At 49.7% G+C, this 19,691-nt stretch carries 19 protein-coding genes; 11 read left to right on the top strand and 8 right to left on the bottom strand.

Features of this window, described 5'->3' with window-relative positions; genetic code table 11:
* Positions 1-80 precede the first annotated feature (80 nt).
* From pseB to ACTG19_RS21250, 8 genes are read left to right on the top strand one after another with little or no spacing between them, the layout of a single operon-like run.
* Positions 81-1,085 (top strand): UDP-N-acetylglucosamine 4,6-dehydratase (inverting), encoded by a 1,005-nt coding sequence (gene pseB / locus ACTG19_RS21285; protein ID WP_439989540.1) that lies wholly within the window; start codon positions 81-83, stop codon positions 1,083-1,085.
* Positions 1,082-2,224, top strand: coding sequence for a UDP-4-amino-4,6-dideoxy-N-acetyl-beta-L-altrosamine transaminase (gene pseC / locus ACTG19_RS21280; RefSeq protein ID WP_113739251.1), 1,143 nt, complete (start codon positions 1,082-1,084; stop codon positions 2,222-2,224). The genes pseB and pseC overlap by 4 nt, the downstream gene beginning before the upstream one ends.
* Positions 2,215-3,060: an aldo/keto reductase gene (locus ACTG19_RS21275; RefSeq protein WP_113739250.1), complete on the top strand. Its 846-nt coding sequence runs from the start codon at positions 2,215-2,217 to the stop codon at positions 3,058-3,060. The genes pseC and ACTG19_RS21275 overlap by 10 nt, the downstream gene beginning before the upstream one ends.
* The gene (locus ACTG19_RS21270; RefSeq protein ID WP_113739249.1) at positions 3,057-3,812 is read left to right on the top strand and encodes a cytidylyltransferase domain-containing protein; all 756 of its coding nucleotides are present in this window, start codon (positions 3,057-3,059) and stop codon (positions 3,810-3,812) included. The genes ACTG19_RS21275 and ACTG19_RS21270 overlap by 4 nt, the downstream gene beginning before the upstream one ends.
* Entirely contained in the window at positions 3,809-5,098 is a 1,290-nt protein-coding gene (locus tag ACTG19_RS21265; RefSeq protein WP_113739248.1) for an aminotransferase class III-fold pyridoxal phosphate-dependent enzyme, read from the top strand. The genes ACTG19_RS21270 and ACTG19_RS21265 overlap by 4 nt, the downstream gene beginning before the upstream one ends.
* Positions 5,098-6,594 (top strand): UDP-2,4-diacetamido-2,4,6-trideoxy-beta-L-altropyranose hydrolase, encoded by a 1,497-nt coding sequence (gene pseG, locus ACTG19_RS21260; RefSeq protein ID WP_113739247.1) that lies wholly within the window; start codon positions 5,098-5,100, stop codon positions 6,592-6,594. Before ACTG19_RS21265 ends, pseG begins: the two co-directional genes overlap by 1 nt.
* The gene (pseI, locus tag ACTG19_RS21255; RefSeq protein WP_113739246.1) at positions 6,575-7,630 is read left to right on the top strand and encodes a pseudaminic acid synthase; all 1,056 of its coding nucleotides are present in this window, start codon (positions 6,575-6,577) and stop codon (positions 7,628-7,630) included. Before pseG ends, pseI begins: the two co-directional genes overlap by 20 nt.
* Positions 7,631-7,639: 9 nt before the next feature.
* Positions 7,640-8,206, top strand: a complete 567-nt coding sequence (locus ACTG19_RS21250; protein WP_113739245.1) for a GNAT family N-acetyltransferase — start codon at positions 7,640-7,642, stop codon at positions 8,204-8,206.
* A gap of 33 nt (positions 8,207-8,239) precedes the next feature.
* Here ACTG19_RS21250 and ACTG19_RS21245 read toward each other — a convergent pair whose 3' ends face one another.
* The 7 genes from ACTG19_RS21245 to flaA all read right to left on the bottom strand — a co-directional run bounded on the left by ACTG19_RS21245 (position 8,240) and on the right by flaA (position 15,403).
* Complete coding sequence (locus tag ACTG19_RS21245; RefSeq protein WP_113739244.1) at positions 8,240-10,321, bottom strand: motility associated factor glycosyltransferase family protein; 2,082 nt, start codon at positions 10,319-10,321, stop codon at positions 8,240-8,242.
* A gap of 7 nt (positions 10,322-10,328) precedes the next feature.
* Positions 10,329-10,625, bottom strand: a complete 297-nt coding sequence (locus ACTG19_RS21240; RefSeq protein ID WP_113739243.1) for a hypothetical protein — start codon at positions 10,623-10,625, stop codon at positions 10,329-10,331.
* Positions 10,622-11,035 carry a flagellar export chaperone FliS gene (gene fliS, locus ACTG19_RS21235; protein ID WP_113739242.1) on the bottom strand — a complete coding sequence of 138 codons (414 nt, stop codon included), beginning with the start codon at positions 11,033-11,035 and terminating at the stop codon, positions 10,622-10,624. The genes ACTG19_RS21240 and fliS overlap by 4 nt, the downstream gene beginning before the upstream one ends.
* 43 nt (positions 11,036-11,078) lie before the next feature.
* Positions 11,079-12,467, bottom strand: coding sequence for a flagellar filament capping protein FliD (gene fliD / locus ACTG19_RS21230; protein ID WP_113739241.1), 1,389 nt, complete (start codon positions 12,465-12,467; stop codon positions 11,079-11,081).
* Between the two features lie 32 nt (positions 12,468-12,499).
* The gene (locus tag ACTG19_RS21225) at positions 12,500-12,937 is read right to left on the bottom strand and encodes a flagellar protein FlaG (RefSeq protein WP_113739240.1); all 438 of its coding nucleotides are present in this window, start codon (positions 12,935-12,937) and stop codon (positions 12,500-12,502) included.
* 37 nt (positions 12,938-12,974) lie between these two features.
* Positions 12,975-13,895, bottom strand: coding sequence for a flagellin B (gene flaB / locus ACTG19_RS21220; RefSeq protein ID WP_113739239.1), 921 nt, complete (start codon positions 13,893-13,895; stop codon positions 12,975-12,977).
* Positions 13,896-14,479: 584 nt separating this feature from the next.
* Positions 14,480-15,403: a flagellin A gene (flaA, locus tag ACTG19_RS21215; RefSeq protein WP_113739238.1), complete on the bottom strand. Its 924-nt coding sequence runs from the start codon at positions 15,401-15,403 to the stop codon at positions 14,480-14,482.
* 375 nt (positions 15,404-15,778) lie between these two features.
* Between flaA and ACTG19_RS21210 the strand changes: the two genes are divergently transcribed.
* Together ACTG19_RS21210 and ACTG19_RS21205 are read left to right on the top strand one after the other, a co-directional pair.
* Positions 15,779-16,411: a trimeric intracellular cation channel family protein gene (locus tag ACTG19_RS21210; protein ID WP_005333975.1), complete on the top strand. Its 633-nt coding sequence runs from the start codon at positions 15,779-15,781 to the stop codon at positions 16,409-16,411.
* Positions 16,412-16,511: 100 nt separating this feature from the next.
* Complete coding sequence (locus ACTG19_RS21205; RefSeq protein ID WP_005333978.1) at positions 16,512-16,904, top strand: hypothetical protein; 393 nt, start codon at positions 16,512-16,514, stop codon at positions 16,902-16,904.
* 76 nt (positions 16,905-16,980) lie between these two features.
* Here the strand turns inward: ACTG19_RS21205 and thiI are convergent, their stop codons facing one another.
* Complete coding sequence (thiI, locus tag ACTG19_RS21200; RefSeq protein ID WP_113739237.1) at positions 16,981-18,429, bottom strand: tRNA uracil 4-sulfurtransferase ThiI; 1,449 nt, start codon at positions 18,427-18,429, stop codon at positions 16,981-16,983.
* Positions 18,430-18,606: 177 nt separating this feature from the next.
* Here thiI and ACTG19_RS21195 point away from each other — a divergent pair, with 177 nt between their 5' ends.
* Positions 18,607-19,572, top strand: a complete 966-nt coding sequence (locus ACTG19_RS21195) for a hypothetical protein (RefSeq protein ID WP_113739236.1) — start codon at positions 18,607-18,609, stop codon at positions 19,570-19,572.
* The last annotated feature ends 119 nt before the right edge of the window (positions 19,573-19,691 follow it).

The following is a 19,691-nucleotide window of genomic DNA, read 5'->3' as shown; positions in this document are numbered from 1 at the left end:
CCTGCCAATATACGTCTGCAAATGGCATAAAAAGTGCTTTAGAATTCTATAGATACCAATTTTCATCATGGGACACCGTCATGTTTAATGGAAAAACAATCCTGGTTACCGGTGGCACGGGGTCATTTGGCAAGAAATTCATCGCAACCGTGCTATCCCGCTACCAACCCGCACGACTGATCGTCTACTCCCGTGATGAGCTCAAGCAGTTTGAAATGCAGCAGTGTTTCAACCATCCCTGCATGCGCTATTTTATCGGCGATGTTCGCGATGCCGAGCGCCTCGATATGGCGATGCGCGATGTCGACTTTGTGGTGCATGCCGCTGCGCTCAAGCAAGTGCCAGCTGCCGAATACAACCCGATGGAGTGCATCAAGACCAACGTTGGAGGAGCCGAAAACGTCATCAAGGCCGCGCTCAACAATGGCGTGCAGAAGGTCATTGCACTCTCGACCGACAAGGCTGCCAACCCGATCAACCTTTACGGGGCAACCAAGCTCTGTTCTGACAAGCTCTTTGTCGCTGCCAACAATATGGCGGGCAAGAACCCGACCATCTTCTCGGTGGTACGTTATGGCAACGTGGTCGGCTCAAGGGGCTCAGTAGTTCCCTTCTTCGACAATCTGATCAAGAGCGGCGCCAGTACGCTGCCTATCACCCACCCCGAGATGACCCGCTTCTGGCTGACCTTGCAGCAAGGCGTAGATTTTGTTCTAAGCAACTTCCAGCGTATGCGCGGTGGCGAACTGTTCGTGCCGAAAATCCCGTCGGTCAAGATCACCGATCTGGCGGCAGCCATGGCTCCGACCCTTAAGCAGGAGATCATCGGCATCCGTGCGGGGGAGAAGCTGCACGAGGTGATGTGTCCGGCTGACGACTCTTTCCACACTTATGAGTTCAACGATTACTACGTGATTGCACCCAGCATCAGCTTCAATAGCCGCAACAATGATTTCAGCATTAATGCTCTGGGCGAAACAGCCACGCTGGTTACTCCAGGTTTTGAATACAATTCTCTAAATAATCAGCATTTTCTGTCGATAGCTGAACTACAGAGCATGAACCAGCAGGTGTTGTCCGAATGATCCCTTATGGACGCCAATCGATCAGCGATGCCGATATAGAAGCCGTCGTTGCCGTACTGAAATCTGATTATCTGACCCAAGGCCAAGCCGTTCCCGCTTTCGAACAAGGACTGGCCGATTACTGCCAAGTGCCGCATGTGGTTGCTTGCAGTAACGGCACCACTGCGCTTCATCTGGCCTGCGCAGTACTGGATATTGGCGCCCAAGATACAGTTTGGGTTTCTGCGGTCAGTTTTGTTGCCTCGGCGAACTGCGTTCGATACTGCAATGCCAACGTTGATTTTGTCGACGTTGACCCTGCTACCGGTAACCTCGATGTAGTGGCACTAGATAAGAAACTGCAGCAAGCTGTGCGCACCCACTCCCTTCCAAAAGCGCTGATTGCTGTACATCTGGCCGGACAGCCCTGCGATCTCGAAGAGATCGGTGCGCTCTGTCGCCAGTACGGAATCATTCTGATCGAGGATGCCTGCCATGCACTGGGTGCCCACTATCAGGGGTCACCTATCGGTAGTTGCCGTCACAGCGATATGACGGTCTTCAGCTTTCATCCGGTCAAACCGATTACGACCGCAGAAGGAGGTGCTGTCACCACCAGGGATCAGGTGTTGGCCGACAAATTGCGACTCTATCGCAGCCATGGAATCACTCGAGATCCGCAAGCGCTGCTCATGCCCTCTCCCGGAGAGTGGTATTACGAGCAACAACTTCTGGGCTTCAACTATCGCTTGACCGACATTCAGGCGGCACTAGGGCTTAGTCAGTTGAGCCGTCTTGATCAGTTCATTACCCAGCGTCGTGAACTTACCAGGCGATATGACGCGCTGTTATCCCCCTTGCCAGTCCAGCCGTTGCAGCAGAGTAATAATCGCCAGAGCGGTTATCACCTCTATGTCATTCAGGTGGCTGAACGCGATCAGGTGTTTGCCCGCCTGCGTGCTGCCGGCATTGGCGTCAACGTTCACTATATTCCTATCCCAGCCCAGCCCTACTACCGTGGGCTGGGACATGACCCAGCAGCCTATCCGGGCGCACAAGCCTACTATCAGGGAGCAATATCTCTTCCACTGTTCCCGGCTCTGACTCTCTCAGAGCAGCAACAGGTCGTAGATGCGCTGGAGCAGGCACTATGCGGCTAGCTCTGGGCACAGTGCAATTCGGTCTGGATTACGGGATCAGCAATCACGACGGACAAGTCAGCGATGAGGAACTCGACGCGATCATTGCGTTAGCTCGTCAAGCAGGTATCGATACCCTGGATACGGCGCAAGCCTATGGCAATGCCGAGCAGAGGCTGGGGCAAAGAGATATCACCGACTTCAATCTCATCGACAAGCTGGCACCAGGGCTACCGCTGTCCGATGTTAAGGCAGCGCTAAACAACAGCTTGCATTGGCTGGGGCGAAAACGACTCGATGGTTTGCTGCTGCACCGTAGCCAAGATGCCTCACCTGCCTTGTTCGAGTTACTCACCGATTTGCAGCAACAGGGCGCGATCGGAAAACTCGGGATCTCCGTCTACTCCCCGGAGGAGCTCGATACCTGGAGCGCAGCTGGCTATCCTCTGGAACTGGTGCAATTACCTGCCAATTTGCTCGATCAACGCTTTTTACGCACTGGATGGCTCGACAAACTGGTAGATATGGGGTGTGAAATCCATGTTCGCTCGCTCTTTTTACAGGGCCTGTTATTGATGCAACCAGCGCAGCGACCTGACTATTTTCAGCGTTTCGCTACCGCACTTGAACGGTTTGACCACTGGCATCCCTCGATGGCCCCGCTTGGCAGAGCCCTCTCCATCATGACAGCCCTACCACAGGTGAGCCGCTTTGTTGTCGGTGTTTGTCATGCCCAAGAGCTGGCCGCCATCGTTGCGGCCAGTCAAGTACAGCACGAGTGCTACGAGGCCGATATCGCACACCTGGCGTCTATGGAACAGGAACTTATCAACCCCGGACTCTGGAGAACACGATGATCTTGGGTATTCTGCAGGCCAGAACCAGTTCTTCCCGCCTGCCCAACAAGGTACTAAAGGAACTGCTGGGCGAACCCATGCTGGCAAGGCAGATTGAACGGCTGCAACAGAGCAAGCTGCTGGATAAACTGTTGGTTGCCACCAGCGATCAGTCGGAAGATCGCGCCATTGCCGAGCTGTGCGAGAGGTTGAATATCCCCTGTTTCTGCGGTCCTCTTGACGATGTGTTGCTGCGTTTCTATCTGGCGGCCCAACCCTACAGTCCGACCCATGTTGTACGTCTCACCGGTGACTGCCCACTGGCTGACCCTATGGTAATAGACGAGCTGATAGCCCTTCATCTCTCGGGCAAGTTCGACTACAGCAGCAACTGCGGCAATCCCAGTTATCCGGATGGGCTGGATGCCGAGATCATGAGTGGAGCGACTCTGGCAACCTTGCAGGAAAAGGCCGCCACGCAGACCGAGCGGGAACATGTCACCTATTACGTTCGCTGTCATTCCGAACAGTTTTCTATCGGCGAACTGCAGCGCTCGCCTTCGCTGGCCCACCTGCGCTGGACTGTCGATGAGCCTGCCGACTTTGAACTGGTAGAGCGAATTTATCAGGCTCTCTATCCTGCCAACCCAACCTTTACGACCGACGATATCCTCGCCCTGCTGGCGCAGCAGCCGGAGCTGACAACACTTAATACCCGGCACAAGCGCAACGAAGGATTGGCTAATTCGCTGGCCAAGGAGAATCATATATGACCTCACGTTATCAACATTCACTCGCTCTCTCGGCACGTGCGGAACAGAGCATTCCACTCGGCTCCCAAACCTTCTCCAAAAGTCGCCTCTGTTTCCCCTATGGCGCCGCCCCACTCTTTATCGAGCGCGGCAATGGGGCGCATGTTTGGGATGTAGATGGCAACGAGTATCTTGATTTTGCCAGCGGCCTACTGGCCATCAGTCTTGGATATTGCGATCCGGATGTGAATGAAGCGGTAATAGAGCAACTCAGTCTTGGCTCGATCTTCTCCCTTCCCCACCGGCTGGAAACTGAAGTCGCTGAACAGCTCATTGAGCTCATCCCCTGCGCCGAAATGGTTCGCTTTGGCAAAAACGGGACTGATGCCACCTCAGCCTGTATCAGGCTCTCCAGAGCAGTCACAGGCCGCGAGCGGGTAGCAGTCTGTGGCTATCATGGCTGGCAAGACTGGTACATCGGCTCAACCACCCGCCATTTGGGGGTCCCCGAGTGCGTGAGAGAGCTGACCCACAGATTTGACTACAACGATCTTGCCTCGCTGCAGTGCCTGCTGGAAGCTCACCCGGGCGAGTTTGCAGCCGTCATTCTGGAACCGATGAATGTAACCTGGCCAACCCCGGATTTTCTGCCTGGTCTGCGCCAACTCTGCGATGCCCATGGCGCACTACTCATCTTTGATGAGACCATTACCGGTTTTCGCTACCACTTGGGCGGGGCACAGAGCCTCTTTGGTGTGACGCCGGATCTTGCTGCGTTCGGCAAAGGCATGGCCAATGGTTTCCCGATTTCCGCCGTTGTTGGCCGCCGCCAATATATGAAACGGATGGAAGATATCTTCTTCTCCGGCACCTTCGGCGGGGATGTAATTGCCCTCGCTGCGGCCAACGCCGTCATCAAAAAGATGCGGCAACTGGATGTACCAAAGAGGCTCGCAGAGCGGGGACAACAGGTACTGGATGGGCTCGATAGCTTGCTAAAAGAGATCGATGCCCCAGCTTGGCTGCAAACCGCCGGACACCCGAGCTGGAGCTTTCTGCTGGTTGCGGATTCAGTAAACCATTCTACCTGGCTTCTCAAGAGCTATCTGATCCAGGAGTTGTGCAAGCGAGGGCTCCTCACCCTTGGCAGTCACAATATGAATCTGGCCCACAGCGAACAGGATGTGGCCGCTTTGCTGGCCGCCTATCGCGACATACTGCCAGTGCTCATTCGCCACGATAGAGATCTGACACTGGCCAGTGCGCTTGATGGCGAGTCCATTCAACCCGTATTCCGAGTACGCTGATGCGGTTGCTGTTCCGATGTGATGCCAGTACGACAATAGGCGCAGGCCATCTCATGCGGTGCCTTAGCATCGCTGATCTTGCAGCCAGCCGAGGTGACGAGTGCCACTTCTTTTGTGCCGATTTGCCTGGCTTTGATGGCACTCAAGTCATTGCTCGCCAACATGGTCTGACGCTGCTTCCCGCACAACCTGACTGGCGCTCGCTCTATCGCGCCACCATGGGGTGGGGAGGCAGTGATTGGCTGATTGTGGATCACTATCAGCTGGATCGCCGTTGGGAGCAGCCGCTGGCGGCCCTCTTCCCCCAACAACTGGTTATCGACGATCTGGCTGACAGACCTCATGAAGCAACCCGGTTGCTTGATATGACCCCATACCGGCAACCTGCCGACTATAGCGAAAGCCTGTTTGAAGAAGTGCCTCTGCTAGGCCCAGGTTATGCGCCACTGCGACCAGAGTTTGCCAGGCTACGGCCTGTCGCGCTTGCCAGAAGAGCGTCAAATAAAAGGATCAGACGACTGCTGCTCTCCCTCGGAGCAATGGACAGTGACAATCATCTATCCCGCATTCTGCCCCAGATAGATCAACTGCCCATCCCTATATTGGAAATTGATCTGGTATTGGCAAGCAAAGCCCCTCATATCGATACACTTAAAGAGGTCATGGCAAAAAGTCGCCATCACGTCAAATTGCACCTCGATGCAAACAACATGGCCGAATTGATGTTGCAGGCCGATCTCGCCATCGGTGCTGGAGGAACCAGTTGCTGGGAGCGCGCTACCTTGGCTCTGCCTACCCTGCTATTCACTCTTGCCGACAACCAACTGGAAAATGCCAGACGGCTAGCACAGGCAAATGCCGTGATATGGCTTGGCGATCTGAGGATGCTTGATAATAAGCAACTGCTACAACAGCTGTTACTTCACTGGCCCAATCAAGAGACCTTGCAGCAACTCGGCAAACATAGCGCCGCACTCTGTGATGGCACGGGAGCACAGCGTTTGTTGCAGAAGCTCACATCGCAGCAGCACTCATACTGGCTGCAGCCAATCACAGAAGAAGACGCAGAGTGGATATGGCAATGGCAACAGGATGCGGTAACTCGCCGCTATAGCCGAAATACCGATTGTCCTCCCCTCAGTGAACATCAAATCTGGTTACACGGAGCTTTGCAGAACCCTCAGCGCTGGCTGTTCAAGGTTATGTCAGCCACAGGTCCTTGCGCCGTCGTGAGGCTGGATGAAGCCTGTGAGCCAGACAGGTATAACGAAGTTTCTATCTACGTTGACCCCGAGCAACACCAACGAGGGCATGGCAAACGGGCTCTTAATCTGTTGCACCAACTTTTCCCTTGGTTCACCTTTCACGCCTATATCAGCCCTGAAAACCAGGGCTCTCTGGCACTCTTCCGGTCAATTGGATATCAGTGCAGTAGCTCACAGAACTGGTTTCATTTTTCTCCCAAGGAGACGTTTCATGCCTCAGTTCACTATTAATGGCCGCGAGATAGGCCCAAATAGCCCGCCATACATCATTGCTGAACTATCCGGCAACCATAATGGCCAGCTGGAGAGGGCACTGGCGCTGGTAGATGCGGCTGCCGATGCGGGAGCTGATGCCATCAAGCTGCAAACCTATACAGCTGACACCATGACAATCGACTGTGATCTACCGGATTTTCATATTCAGGGCGGTTTATGGGATGGCCATACCCTTTACGATCTCTACACCCTAGCCCATACCCCATGGGAATGGCACCAGCCTCTCTTTGAACGAGCAAAGTCACGCGGATTGACTATTTTCTCCACGCCCTTCGACGAGAGTGCTGTTGATTTTTTGGAGGAGCTGGGTACTCCCGCATACAAAATTGCCTCATTCGAAATTACCGATCTTCCCCTGCTCAGTTACATAGCTCAGCAAGGAAAGCCGGTCATTATCTCTTCTGGCATGTCAACTGAAGATGAAATTGCCAAGGCAATGACCATTTTGCGTGAAAATGGTTGCTCACAGATCCTGCTGCTTCATTGTGTCAGTGGCTACCCAACCCCTCTTGCTGATATCAATCTCAAGCGGATTACCCGCTTGGCAGAGACATTTTCAGTACCCGTTGGTCTCTCTGATCACACGCTGGGAAATACCGCCGCTCAGCTGGCAATAGCATTGGGCGCTGTGGCCATCGAGAAACACCTGACCTTGGCTCGCGCTGATGGCGGCCCGGATGCCGAGTTCTCACTTGAACCACGTGAACTTAAAGAGCTCTGCAGCCAGGCAAAACTCTGCTGGCAAGCGTTAGGATCAGGAGAAAGTGGTGACAACCAGGCTGAGCAGGCAAACCTGAGATTTCGTCGTTCTTTGTATTTTGTTACCGACATCCCTGCGGGCACCATCATAAAGCCGGAACACATCCGACGGATCCGGCCAGGCTATGGGTTGCCACCTGAATCATTGCCACAAGTATTGGGAAAAACAACTCTCCATGATATTCATCGAGGTAAAGCAGTCTGTTTTTCTGACTTGAAAATTTCAAAATAGAGGGTTGATATGATGAATTCTAATATCATACTTTCAAGTGAAATTAGTTCACATCAAAAAAAAATTGTAATTGGCATTAGAAGACTTGAACTATCAGATATTAATAACACTTACTGCTCATGGCTGAATGATCCAGAAGTAAATCGTTATCTTGAGTCTAGATTTATTAAGTGGGATATCGAAAAACTAACCAACTATTATATGGAAAACCATAGAGAAGGTCTTTTTTGGGCTATTATTGACCTTACAGAAAATAAACACATTGGAAATGTGAAATTATCAATCATTGACAAAAAAAATAGCAGCATCGTGCTAGGAATAATGATAGGAGATAAAAATTATTGGGGAAGAGGTATTGCAACAGAGGTCATCAAGATAGCAACCGATTATTGTTTTTCGCAGCTTAATATACACAAAATTACAGCAGGTGCATATGGCGACAATCATGCATCCATCAATGCCTTTATTAAAAATGGATTCATTATTGAAAGCGAAACGCTAGGTCATTTTAAAATATCGACCGGTTGGACGTCAGCTGTCTTGCTTAGCAAGATCAATGACCATATCAAAGAATAAAAACGCAGCCCAAGATAGGGCTGCATCTCATTCTCAATCTAGTAAACCGTGCTGTTTATTATCTATGCTTGTTAATGCATTTTTGTATTTTTCTTTCATGGTAATAAAGTACTGTCTCATAATAAAAATCATAAGATTGATTACCTTATATAAGTCATCAGACTCCTCATACCGATACAAAGTAGACAAAATAACGCTATATGAATAGTATAACGAACCAATAACACATCGATATATATGGTTATATCCACTATTTCGAATGGCTGACATATACTCATATTGTCTCATCATACACTGCAGTATGTTCTCCCGAGAGGAAAAATCGACTTCCCATTCGGATACCATTTTATCGATCAACTCATCGAAAAATTCACTATTGATCCTGCCAACAAAATCCGCGGTTGAAATATTCATTGGCTGGTAAATATGATTTATGATATGTGATTTTAATTCGTTTTTATCAACAACCACGTTATCTACAATGATATCACTGACTCTTGTCGGTTTAGTACCTTTAATTTCCGCACCATTTGAACAATTGAATATATCAACCTGCTTATATACCTTTATCAAACTTTCCATTACCAACTTGGAGTTGATCATCATATTCGTTGTTTCAACATCCCCACCAAAATTACCAGGTACAAGATGCTTGCTTTTTTGCGTAATCAAGAGAGATAGTTTCTCTTTTGATTTTCCATCATCATCAAAATAAAAACTTAGTTTAGAGTGATGGTGCTGATCGCTGACATAACCATTGTCTATGCCAAAAAGATAAATATTTTCAAATCCGAGTCGACATGCTGTTGCTAACCCCGTATTTCCAACAAGAGGGTTAGCAGCTCTGAGCGTGTCGCGTAATCTAGCAATTTCAAAGTCACGCTTTAATATAAATGGACCTGGTTCAAATAACTTAAATGCTAATCCAACCTTATCAAACTGCGTCATGCAATTAGGGTGAATAACATCCACACTAAGAAATAATATATCTCGTAAATAATCATCATCATTCAATAAAGCATGTGTATCCGGGACAAGTTTGGTTCTCTCAACCTGAACATGAATATCTGGCTTTATTCCAGCTCTATGCAATGCTGAAAGTGCGCTGCCACAACTGATAATAACTACACTATTTTGTAGATACTTCAGCGTATCAATTGAATTATCGAGAGATGGGCCATTACCAACAATAAAAACGGGTGTATTTTTCCACTTTTCATCAACATACCGGTCTTTCACCAAAAATGGGATATTATTTTTGACGTTTTCGATGCAATGAGACATTGCGATTATATTGTCATCAAAAAAACCCCAACCGCTAGCCAATATAAAAAACTCTTGCTTTACTCTCTTTATTAAATCAATTATTTTTTCACTTTTATAATGCCAAAATCCGATACTAGCGGCCGCCAAATATGAACCAAATTTCGCCATAGCAGGCGCTATGTCGTTTATTATTTCGTCATTTGTCTGGCCAAGAAAAACATGAATATTAATATTTTCATTGTCAATATATTCAAATAAAGAAAACCAATCAAAAGTAAAAATAGAGGCGTAAAACAAATCTAGATCTGGCTCAACGATAAAGAAAACCTTTGGCTGGCACTGTTCAAAAAGATATGAAATCTGATATCCCAATCCGACACCAAACATAATAACGAGCGGGATGACATCACCAGCCGTTGAGATAGGTTTAAGCCTGTCAGCTAAAAGGCTTTGTTGCTCCAACATTTCATTCATGAAATTCACATGAATGAAATCAAGTGGATTATCTTCTCTAGAAAATTCTATTGTCTGAATTGCATTATTGCAATGTAAAACACTATCCACCTGCGCTTTACATTCCAAAAATGGATCATGTCCATATAGCGATACATTATCATCCAGCCACAATAAGTTTGGCACCCCATTCTCATTGCAATAAAATCTAAATGCTCTCTCAGATTTATAATCATTAAACCGTTTATATAGCCCCGGCATGTACTTTTTAAATGCTTCCATGTTTTTATCAAAACGAATCGGTAGCACTTCAATCATTGCTTTTTCTTGCTCACTCTGAATTTTTAGACGCGCAACTTCTTTTTCAACTTCACTAATGCTTTTTTGGAAATCCATTTTCACCCTACTTTTTAGAATGAGACTTGTATAATTGACTCGCTTTATCTGAAGCGATAACGGATAATAGCTTTTTCTTTATCTCATTTTTTTCATCTAAAATCATTTTCGTGAGGAGCGGTTCATTATTCAAAATAACACTGACTGCATTAATCAACTCCTGCGAGTATTTTTTGGAATGGTATATTCCATCCAATAATACAAGGCGCTGATCCGCCAACTCATGCGCCAATTGCAAATCTTGTGATTTAATTGCCGATTCTAAAAGCTTGCTTAGATGAAAAAGATGTTGAACATCACTCATAATGATGCCTGCTGAGCTAATGCTTTAACCCGATCATCCACGGGGATTGAATCCCATGCACTTTTTATGGTCCCAAGCAAAATAGCAACCTCATCAACAGGGGCTGAATCCATATCTCGGCTAGCATCAAACAATCTAGATTTCATATATTCATATAAAGCAAAAAGATTTTCTGGTATATCTCCATATGAAAGGTCCAAGGCATCTTGTAATCCATTGATAATTGCTAAGCTCTTGGAAATAGCGATGGATTTCCCCTCATAGTCCTTGCGTTCTATCGCACCTTTGGCCTGTGATAACCGCTCTATACCACCTTGCAACATCAGCTGGATAACTCGATAAGGATCGGCAACAGCCATCTCTGCCTGCAGATTTTGACTGGTGTATGCTTTTATGCTCTTATGATACATAACAACCTCATTTATATTACAAGAGTCACAGATAAATCACGTATTAGCTAGTTTTGTTAGATGTCTGAATATTTTTAAGATAACTTGCGGATTGATTCATTTTTGCTAGCAAGCTATCCAACCCACCATATCTTGCGCGTAAGCTGGTCTCATATTTGACAAGTTCGGCAGCAGCGTCACTCTCTTTTTTTGCCAGAGAACGTAGTTCTATATTTAGTGAGTCTTCTCGTTGTGCAACCAAACCGCCACTTTTGGAATAACTTTCCAGAGATGTAGCCAACTTACCAGCAACGCCCTTCTCGCCCCCAAATACTGCCACTACTTGTTCAAAATTTTTATCTAATGCCTCACTAAATTTTTTATCATCAAGAGAAAGAACCCCTTTATTATCCATCTTGATGCCAAGTTGGAATATTGTTGAAAACTCTTTGGATGACTCTGATGGAGTGATAAGCGTATTACTCATAAGGTTGACGACACTACGGGTCATTGAGTCCCCTGCTAATGCACCGCCATCATTCTGTGTTACACCTGCGACGACAGAATTACGTTTACCTAGCGAGTCTGCTTTAACAACCAGTTCGTTATAGCCTTTAATGAAATTTTTTACCATCTCCTTGATGCCATCTTTATCCGTTGTGACATCAACTTTATTAGACTTTGCTACACCCGAAGTGTCTTTATCAGACACCCTCAGAACTGTCATTTTTAATCCCATGATAGTGCCATCAAACATGTTACTATCACTCGTTAACGTATTACCATCAACAGAAATTTCGGCACTTTCTGCGGACTGAGTTTTGGTTAAAGATGAGGCAAAGGTTGTCAACCCTGCGGTACTACCCGTAATTTGCAAATCTTTACCTGCACCACTAATACCAGAGTCAATAACCAGCTTTGCTTTACCATCAGAGGTGTTAATAATATTGGCATTCAGACCAAAGTTATTGCCATTTTCATTGACCCGTTTACGGATCGCTTGAAGAGAATCGCCAGCCTTCACATCTACATTAAACGTTTTTGCACCGGCGGTGAATGTAAGCGTGCCATCTTGAGTCACCAATGGATCCGTAGAGTTATTGAATGTCCCTTCAAATTTGCTCGTTGTAGCCAATTTATTGACGGTTACATTGTACTGCCCATTAGCTGCACCGGTTTTACTCTCTACTTTTAGGACTGGGTTATCTTTATCCTGAGTTATATTGATAGCTCTTTTGTTAAAAGCATCTGATTTTGACATCTCTTTGAGGCTAGTAACATAAGAGCTAATTGCAGACTTGAATTGACCAAGACCTGACAATTCAACCTGTGCATTGGTTCTTTTGGTAATGATGGGTTGCTGAATCTGAGCCTTACGTGCATTGAGGCTAGCAGCGATAACACTCTCCAGATCAAGATTTGATCCGGCACCTGCAGATGTGATTGTTGCCATTTTATCCTCTCCTAGCCACTGTACTTATGGTTTTATACTTCACGATCAAGCAACAGTCCAACCCTGGGGGATGAGCTAGAGTGTTCCTCACTCAACTCTCTAATTCGCTTGCTTAGCGCGATCAGTTCCTCACTCGGTATCTGGCGTATGACTGACTTGGAGTCAGAGTCAACTACCTTGATGACCACTTCGTTCAACTCTCGCTCCAAACTAAAATTCACAGTCCATCCTTGTGATCGCCCAAACTCCTGCAATTTTTGTACCTGAACTTCAGCTTCTTCATCACTCAATGTCATAGATTGAGAAGTCGGTTTGATCTCTTTCTGAACATCAAGCTGCTCTTCTGACTGCCCTTTAAACGATTCTGCCGGCCTGCCAGAAAGTGGTAGAGCGGCCGAATGGCCGCTCTTATCTTTCGACAGTACAGAAGAGCCACTAGCAGATGACAGGCTTCCAAGTTCATTCGTCATCTTATCTCTCCTCTATCTATCACTCCAGTGCCGACTCTTAACCCAGTAAAGAGAGTGCAGACTGTGGACGCTGATTGGCTTGCGCCAAAATACTGGATGCTGCTTGCTGCAAAATATTCTGCTTGGTCAAGTTGGCAGTTTCTGTTGCAAAATCAGCATCACGGATGCGAGAACGAGCAGCGCTGACATTTTCAGATACGTTAGCCTGGTTACGGATGGTAGAATCGAAGCGGTTCTGCACCGCCCCCAACTCGGCGCGTTTGCTATCGACGGCCTGAATCATAAAGTCCAAATTCGCCAACGCAATCTGCGCGTTAGAGCCCGTAGAACCCGAGATATCGTCAATATCACCCCAAGTAACCTTGCCAGTAGAATTAGTTACAGTCCAAGCATCAGCGACAGTTGCAGTAGAAGCCGCTTTAATTACGGCTTTCCCCTTGGTCATCTCTGCGATCCCGGTCAATTTGAAGGAGTTGGTCATCTTGAATGAAATGGTTTGACCCGCATCAGCACCGACTTGGAAACTTCCTTTATAGCTACCATTGAGTATTTTTTGACCACCAAAGGTTGTATCCCCGGCGATACGGTTAATCTCGGTTGTCAGTTGCTTATACTCCTGCTGCAAGGCAGTACGGTCATCTTTGTTGTTGGAGCTGTTTGCTGATTGTTGAGCCAGCGTGCGCATCCGCTGCAGCATACTGGTCACCTCATCCATCGCGCCCTCAGCAGTCTGAGCTACAGAGATACCATCGTTTGCATTTCGATTCCCTTGATCCAAGCCATTGACCTGTGAGGTCAAACGGTTTGAGATCTGAAGACCGGCAGCATCATCTTTGGCGCTATTGATGCGCAAACCAGATGCCAAACGGGTATAGGAAGTATCCAACGATTTGTTGGTATTCATCAGGTTACGCTGAGCGTTCAGTGATGACGTATTGGTGTTGATGTACATGGCCATAATAAATTCTCCCGAAGAACATGCGACTGCGGGTTGCGTCGTCTAAACAACACGACGTCCCACCGTTTGAAGAGCAGGTTGAACAGTCCTGGCTCTTCAGGCGGGTGTCTGTTTGAACGAACAGGGCACCCGCAGTAGTGCAAACGTTGGATTCCGAACACCCCTCGATTGCTTCACTTTGGTTAACGGCAGCGCAGATACAAGCTTTAGGAAAATTGTTGCCTAAAGCGGCAAATTTTCTCCGGCAGGCGGCAAAAGTTCATGAATTGAGCAACATCACCATGCAGCTCGCAGCGGATGAGGGCCCGCGTTAAGAGATAAGATGTGTTGGCACGGTTAATGCTAAGAACTAATAGAGTGACGTCAACTTGGCGACACAATAAAAAGAGGCCGGTAAACCGGCCTAAAGATGAGCATATGCTCAGGAGAATATGACCAAGCGTGACAGAACTACACAGCTGGACAACACTTGGCATTACTAGTAGAGAATTATATCTCTCCCGATAGAACAGAGTGCGACCCGAACACCCCTTTGTTCCATCTCTTGACCAGGGCGGCCTGAACAACCGCCCTGTTTTCTTTTGTTAGCCTTGCAGCAGAGACAGAGCAGACTGTGGGCGCTGGTTTGCCTGCGACAGAATGGTCGAGGCAGCTTGCTGCAGAATATTTTGCTTGGTCAGGTTGGCGGTTTCAGTCGCAAAATCAGCATCACGAATACGTGAACGGGCTGCACTGACATTTTCAGAGATATTCGCCTGGTTGCGAATGGTTGAATCGAAGCGGTTCTGTACCGCACCCAACTCAGCTCGTTTGCTATCTACCGCCCCAATCATAAAATCCAAGTTTGCTAACGCCAACTGGGCGCTAGATCCTGTCGACCCCGATATATCGTCAATATCACCCCACGTGACCTTACCGGTAGAAGCAGTTACAGCCCAAGCATCAGCCACAGTAGCTGTAGAGGCTGCTTTAATTACGGCTTTCCCCTTGGTCATCTCTGCAATCCCTGTCAGCTTGAACGAATTGGTCATTTTGAATGAAATGGTCTGCCCAGCCTCAGCTCCGACTTGGAAAGTTCCTTTATAACCACCTGCTAATATTTTTTGACCACCAAAAGTGGTATCACCGGCAATGCGATTAATTTCTGTAGAGAGCTGTTTATATTCTTGTTGCAAGGCAGTTCTATCATCCTTACTGTTTGAATCATTGGCTGATTGCTGGGCCAAGGTGCGCATCCGCTGTAGCATTGCGGTAATCTCATCCATCGCACCTTCAGCAGTCTGAGCTACAGAGATACCGTCGTTGGCGTTGCGGTTACCCTGATCCAACCCGTTGATTTGAGAGGTCAAACGGTTAGCGATTTGTAGACCCGCGGCATCATCTTTGGCACTGTTGATACGCAAGCCAGATGCCAGTCGAGTGTAGGAAGTATCCAGTGATTTGGTCGTATTCATCAGGTTACGCTGAGCGTTGAGTGATGAAACGTTAGTGTTGATATAAAGGCCCATGACTATTCTCCTAAGCTATTAAATTTACTCTTCTATTTGCTCTGGCTTTATTATTTTCTGTGCCCGATGCGTCTTATTTAACGGCTCGTTTTTGGATGTCTTTAGCATTTTTTTTCAACGCTTCATCGCATTAACGCCGCTTACCTTATATATCGGCGGGTCGGGGGGATACTTAAGGAAAAAATCGGGCCAAAACCAGTGACAGACTCAACATTCTGAAGCTCGCCAACGGCAGGGGGCAAACGAGACACTAACGGTTCGTGCTGCGAGAAAAAATCCGTCCCGACTCTCAATTTTGTCGAGCACTGTTGGCGATTAGGCTCACCAGCCCCTAAAATCGCGGCCCCATCAACAATTTGGCGTGAGTTGTTCTCCATGCAGACACTGGTTGAGCAGATTGTTTACATCAGCGACATGTTTGGTACTGCGGTATTCGCGTTTTCAGGGGTATTGGTGGCTGGCCGACTCAGAATGGACGGGTTTGGCGTCATGGTTTTGGCGGCGGTCACTGCCATCGGCGGCGGCACCATCCGTGACATGATCCTGGGAGCCACCCCCGTGTTCTGGGTGCGCGATCCCCTCTATATCTGGGTCGTCATTGCGACGGCGCTGATCGGTATGTGGATGGTCAAGCTGCCCCGCAGGATGCCCTGGTATGTATTGCCGGTGGCGGATGCCTTCGGGCTGGCCCTCTTTACCGTGATCGGTGCCCAGAAGGCCCTCAACTTCGGCACCCCGGGGCTGATTGCCGTGATTATGGGCACCATGACCGGGGTAGCCGGTGGCATGATCCGCGATGTACTGGCGCGGGAGGTGCCCATGGTGCTGCAAAAAGAGATCTATGCCACCGCCTGTATCCTCGGCGGCATTCTCTATACCCTGGCGCTGGAGGCGAACATGGACAGGGTAACGGCCATGCTCATCTGCATGACGGCCGTGTTTGGCCTGCGAGTAGCTGCTATCTACTGGCATCTGTCGCTGCCCACCTTCTCGCTGCAACGCAATTGAGAGCAGGCCCACAGCGTCATCATGTCGCTGTGGGCCGCGCGTTGAACCAAATAGGCTTTTCTGTTGTCATAGAAGCAGTCGTTGTTAGCCGGAACTTCTCATGCGCAAAATCGGTATGCTTACCACCCTTCTCCTGGCGAACGTGACGGCAGCCCACGCCGAAGCACAAGTGGTATTTGGACGACTGGCCTCGGCGCCGGTGCAGCAGTTCAACCAGCAGATACGCCAGGCAAGCCATCAACAGCAAAACTGGGTCAATGACTACCGTGAGGTCGCTCTGCGATTCGTCGGTCATGGTGACACACCCAGTCGCATCCATGCCCAGCAACTGGACAATGATCTGGTACTCTCGGTCGCCCTCGACGGCAGCAAGAGCGACATGATCTACATCCTGACCCTCTATCGCAGCAACAACCTGTGGCAGATGCGGGAGGCGGAAATGGGCTGGCGTTGCCAGGGGCAAGACTCCTTCACTCCGGTTCCCTGTCCCTGATAGTCAGGGCTCACTCTGTGAAATAAAAAACTCCGGCACATTGGCCGGATTTTTTTATTGAAGGTAAAAAACACGCTTACGGGCGGTACACCTTGACGTTGTCAAAGCCCTTCTCTTTCAGATACAGCGCCTGCAGCTTGCTCATCACACCGCGATCGCAGTAGAGCAGGTAGGTCTTCTCTTTGGGCAGATCGCCAAAGGCGGTGGCCAGCTTGAAGAAGGGGATATGCAGCACTTCACGATTTTCCACCACCAGCGGCTTCTCGTCGTGTTCATCGGCAGAGCGGATATCCAGGATCACCTCGTCAGCGCCCAGCACCTGGGTGGTTTCCACCTCTTGCACTTCAGCGGCAGTATCTTCACCGATACGGCGGATATCGAGGTAACGGGCCTCGGAGACCACCTTGTCCAGAATGGCGAAGTCGAAGTTGCCCTCCTCCTCTTCAATGCGCGTCAGATCGGCCTTCACGGTCGGCTTCTTGGAGATGACACCGCAATACTCCGGCATGGTCTCGGCGAACTCCAGGGTGCCGATACGGCGGGCTTCGTTGATGATATCCGGCTTGTCCCAAGTGATAAGCGGGCGCAGGATCACCTTGTCGGTGACCCGGTCGATCACGTTCAGGTTGGTGAGCGTCTGGCTGGAGACCTGACCCACACACTCACCGGTCACCAGCGCCGGGATCTGGAATTCATCGGCCACCTTGGCGGCAGCACGCATCATCATCCGCTTGAGCACCACGCCCATCTGACCGTTGTCGATCTTCTCGAGGATCTCGGCAACCACCGGCTCGAAGTCCACAGCGGTGAAACGTACCCGGTGGGAGGAGCCGAAACGGTTCCACAGGTGATAGGCCACCTGCTTGACGCCGATCTCGTGGGCCGCACCGCCCAGATTGAAGAAGCAGTAGTGCACGCGGCAGCCGCGCTTGATGAACTGGAACGACGCCACGCCGGAGTCAAAACCGCCGGAGAGCAGGCTCAGCACATCTTCCTGGGTCGCGATGGGCATGCCGCTCAGGCCCTGATGGATGGCGCTGACAATAAAGAGCTCTTCGCCGTCGATCTCGAGGTTGATCTTCACATCCGGGTTCTTGAGGCGCACACCATTGCTTTCGCAGTGCTGGTTCAGTCCACCGCCCACATAGCGCTCAACCTCGAGGGAGGAGAACTCATGCTTGCCGTGGCGCTTGGCGCGCACGCAGAAAGTTTTGCCCTTGAGCTGGTCGCCCCATACGGCTTTCACCTGCTCGAAGATGTCGTGCAGATCGGTAAACTTGCTGGCTTGTACCTCGAGGAAGGCCTGAATGCCCGGAATACAGGCCAAAGCTTCGATAGCCTGCTCGCGGAACTGGTCATTGCGAGAGCTCACAATAAGCTTGTCCCAATCCATCCGTACGCGGGCATCGTCGTCGAAGCGGCGCAGGACGTTGCGGATATTGCCCTGCAGGATCTTGATAAAGCGCTGGCGAACCGACTTGCTCTTGATGGTGATTTCCGGGAACAGCTTGATAATGAACTTCATGGTAATGACTCGGGTGACCTTGATTTAAGGGCGCGAATTATATCAGAACTTTGTGGCCAGCGCCTACTGGATGAGCGTTTGCTCACATTCCCCCACGCAGTGTTTGCCGTGCAGCGCCAATCTTGCGTATATTCCCGACCCTGCGCCTCGCCAGATTTTTGACAACAGACTGATCCGATGAAGACCTATATCTACTACCCCGGCATGGAGGTACGTGACGAGCTCTGGCTCAAATTTGCCCTGCTCTATCTGGAGCGGCTCGCCTTCGTCTTCACCGTCAGCGAAAAGAGCGGTCTCACCGCCCTGCTCGATACCCTTCAACAGCAGACCGATCTGCTGGCCGAGCGGCCCGATGCCGCCTTCTTTGCCGCCATTACCCCGCAACTGGAGAACCAGATAAGCGGCCTGGTGGCCCCCGATTTCGTCCGCCACAAGGTGTTTGGCAACAAGGAGCTGATTGGTCGCTGGCGTCAGGAGGCCAACCACGACTGCTTCTGCCCGGATCAGGCGGGGCTGGAGCGGCTGCACGGCTTTTGCCTTACTCACGGCTTTGCGACCCGGGATGAAGGGGGGATCAGAATGGCGCGGCGCTTTGCCAACCTGCTCTCCATGCGTCTCGCCCGTGAGTGGGCACTCGCCAATGACGGGGCGCTTATTACCGATCACGACTATCTCGACCGCCTGCTCCATCTGCTCGAATCCCGCTACCACAATCGCGGTGGTCAGGATTGCTTCCACCTCGAGATCCCGTTGCAAGTGCCCACTCACCTGGCCGACATTCCGTTTGCAGAGCTGATTGCCCTGCGCGGGCGCAGCGGCTTTCGCCAACAGCTGGCCGAATTTCATCTGGCCATCGACAACCTGCTCGCCATGCTGGGTAGCGGCTATGCCGACCCGGCGGCCCTGACCCGCCTTGAGCAGGCTCAGCAAGGGCTCAATCAACTGCTCGGGCCCGAGACCCTCAGCATGCCACTCACCACCCTGGTCAGCACCAGCCTGCCCGCCGTAGCCATGCTCCACCAGTTAAAGGCGAGCCACCCCGAAAGCAACCTCATCTTCCATCCCATCAAGAAGAGCCACTTTCACCAGCGCAAGAGCCAGCACTTTTTCACCCGGCTCGGCCATCTGCGCCAACCGGGCTGAATGGGCGGAATGAAAAAGGGGTTGGCATTTGCCAACCCCTCTCGTTATCTGCGGCCTACCAATCATCACCACGATGATTGGCCCGCTCTTGCGCCTTCCTGCGCGCCTCCATCGCCCTG

Origin of the sequence: Aeromonas sp. 3P (assembly GCF_051919745.1) — a bacterium.
GTDB classification, from domain to species: domain Bacteria; phylum Pseudomonadota; class Gammaproteobacteria; order Enterobacterales; family Aeromonadaceae; genus Aeromonas; species Aeromonas veronii.
This window is presented reverse-complemented; position numbering and strand designations above follow the sequence as displayed.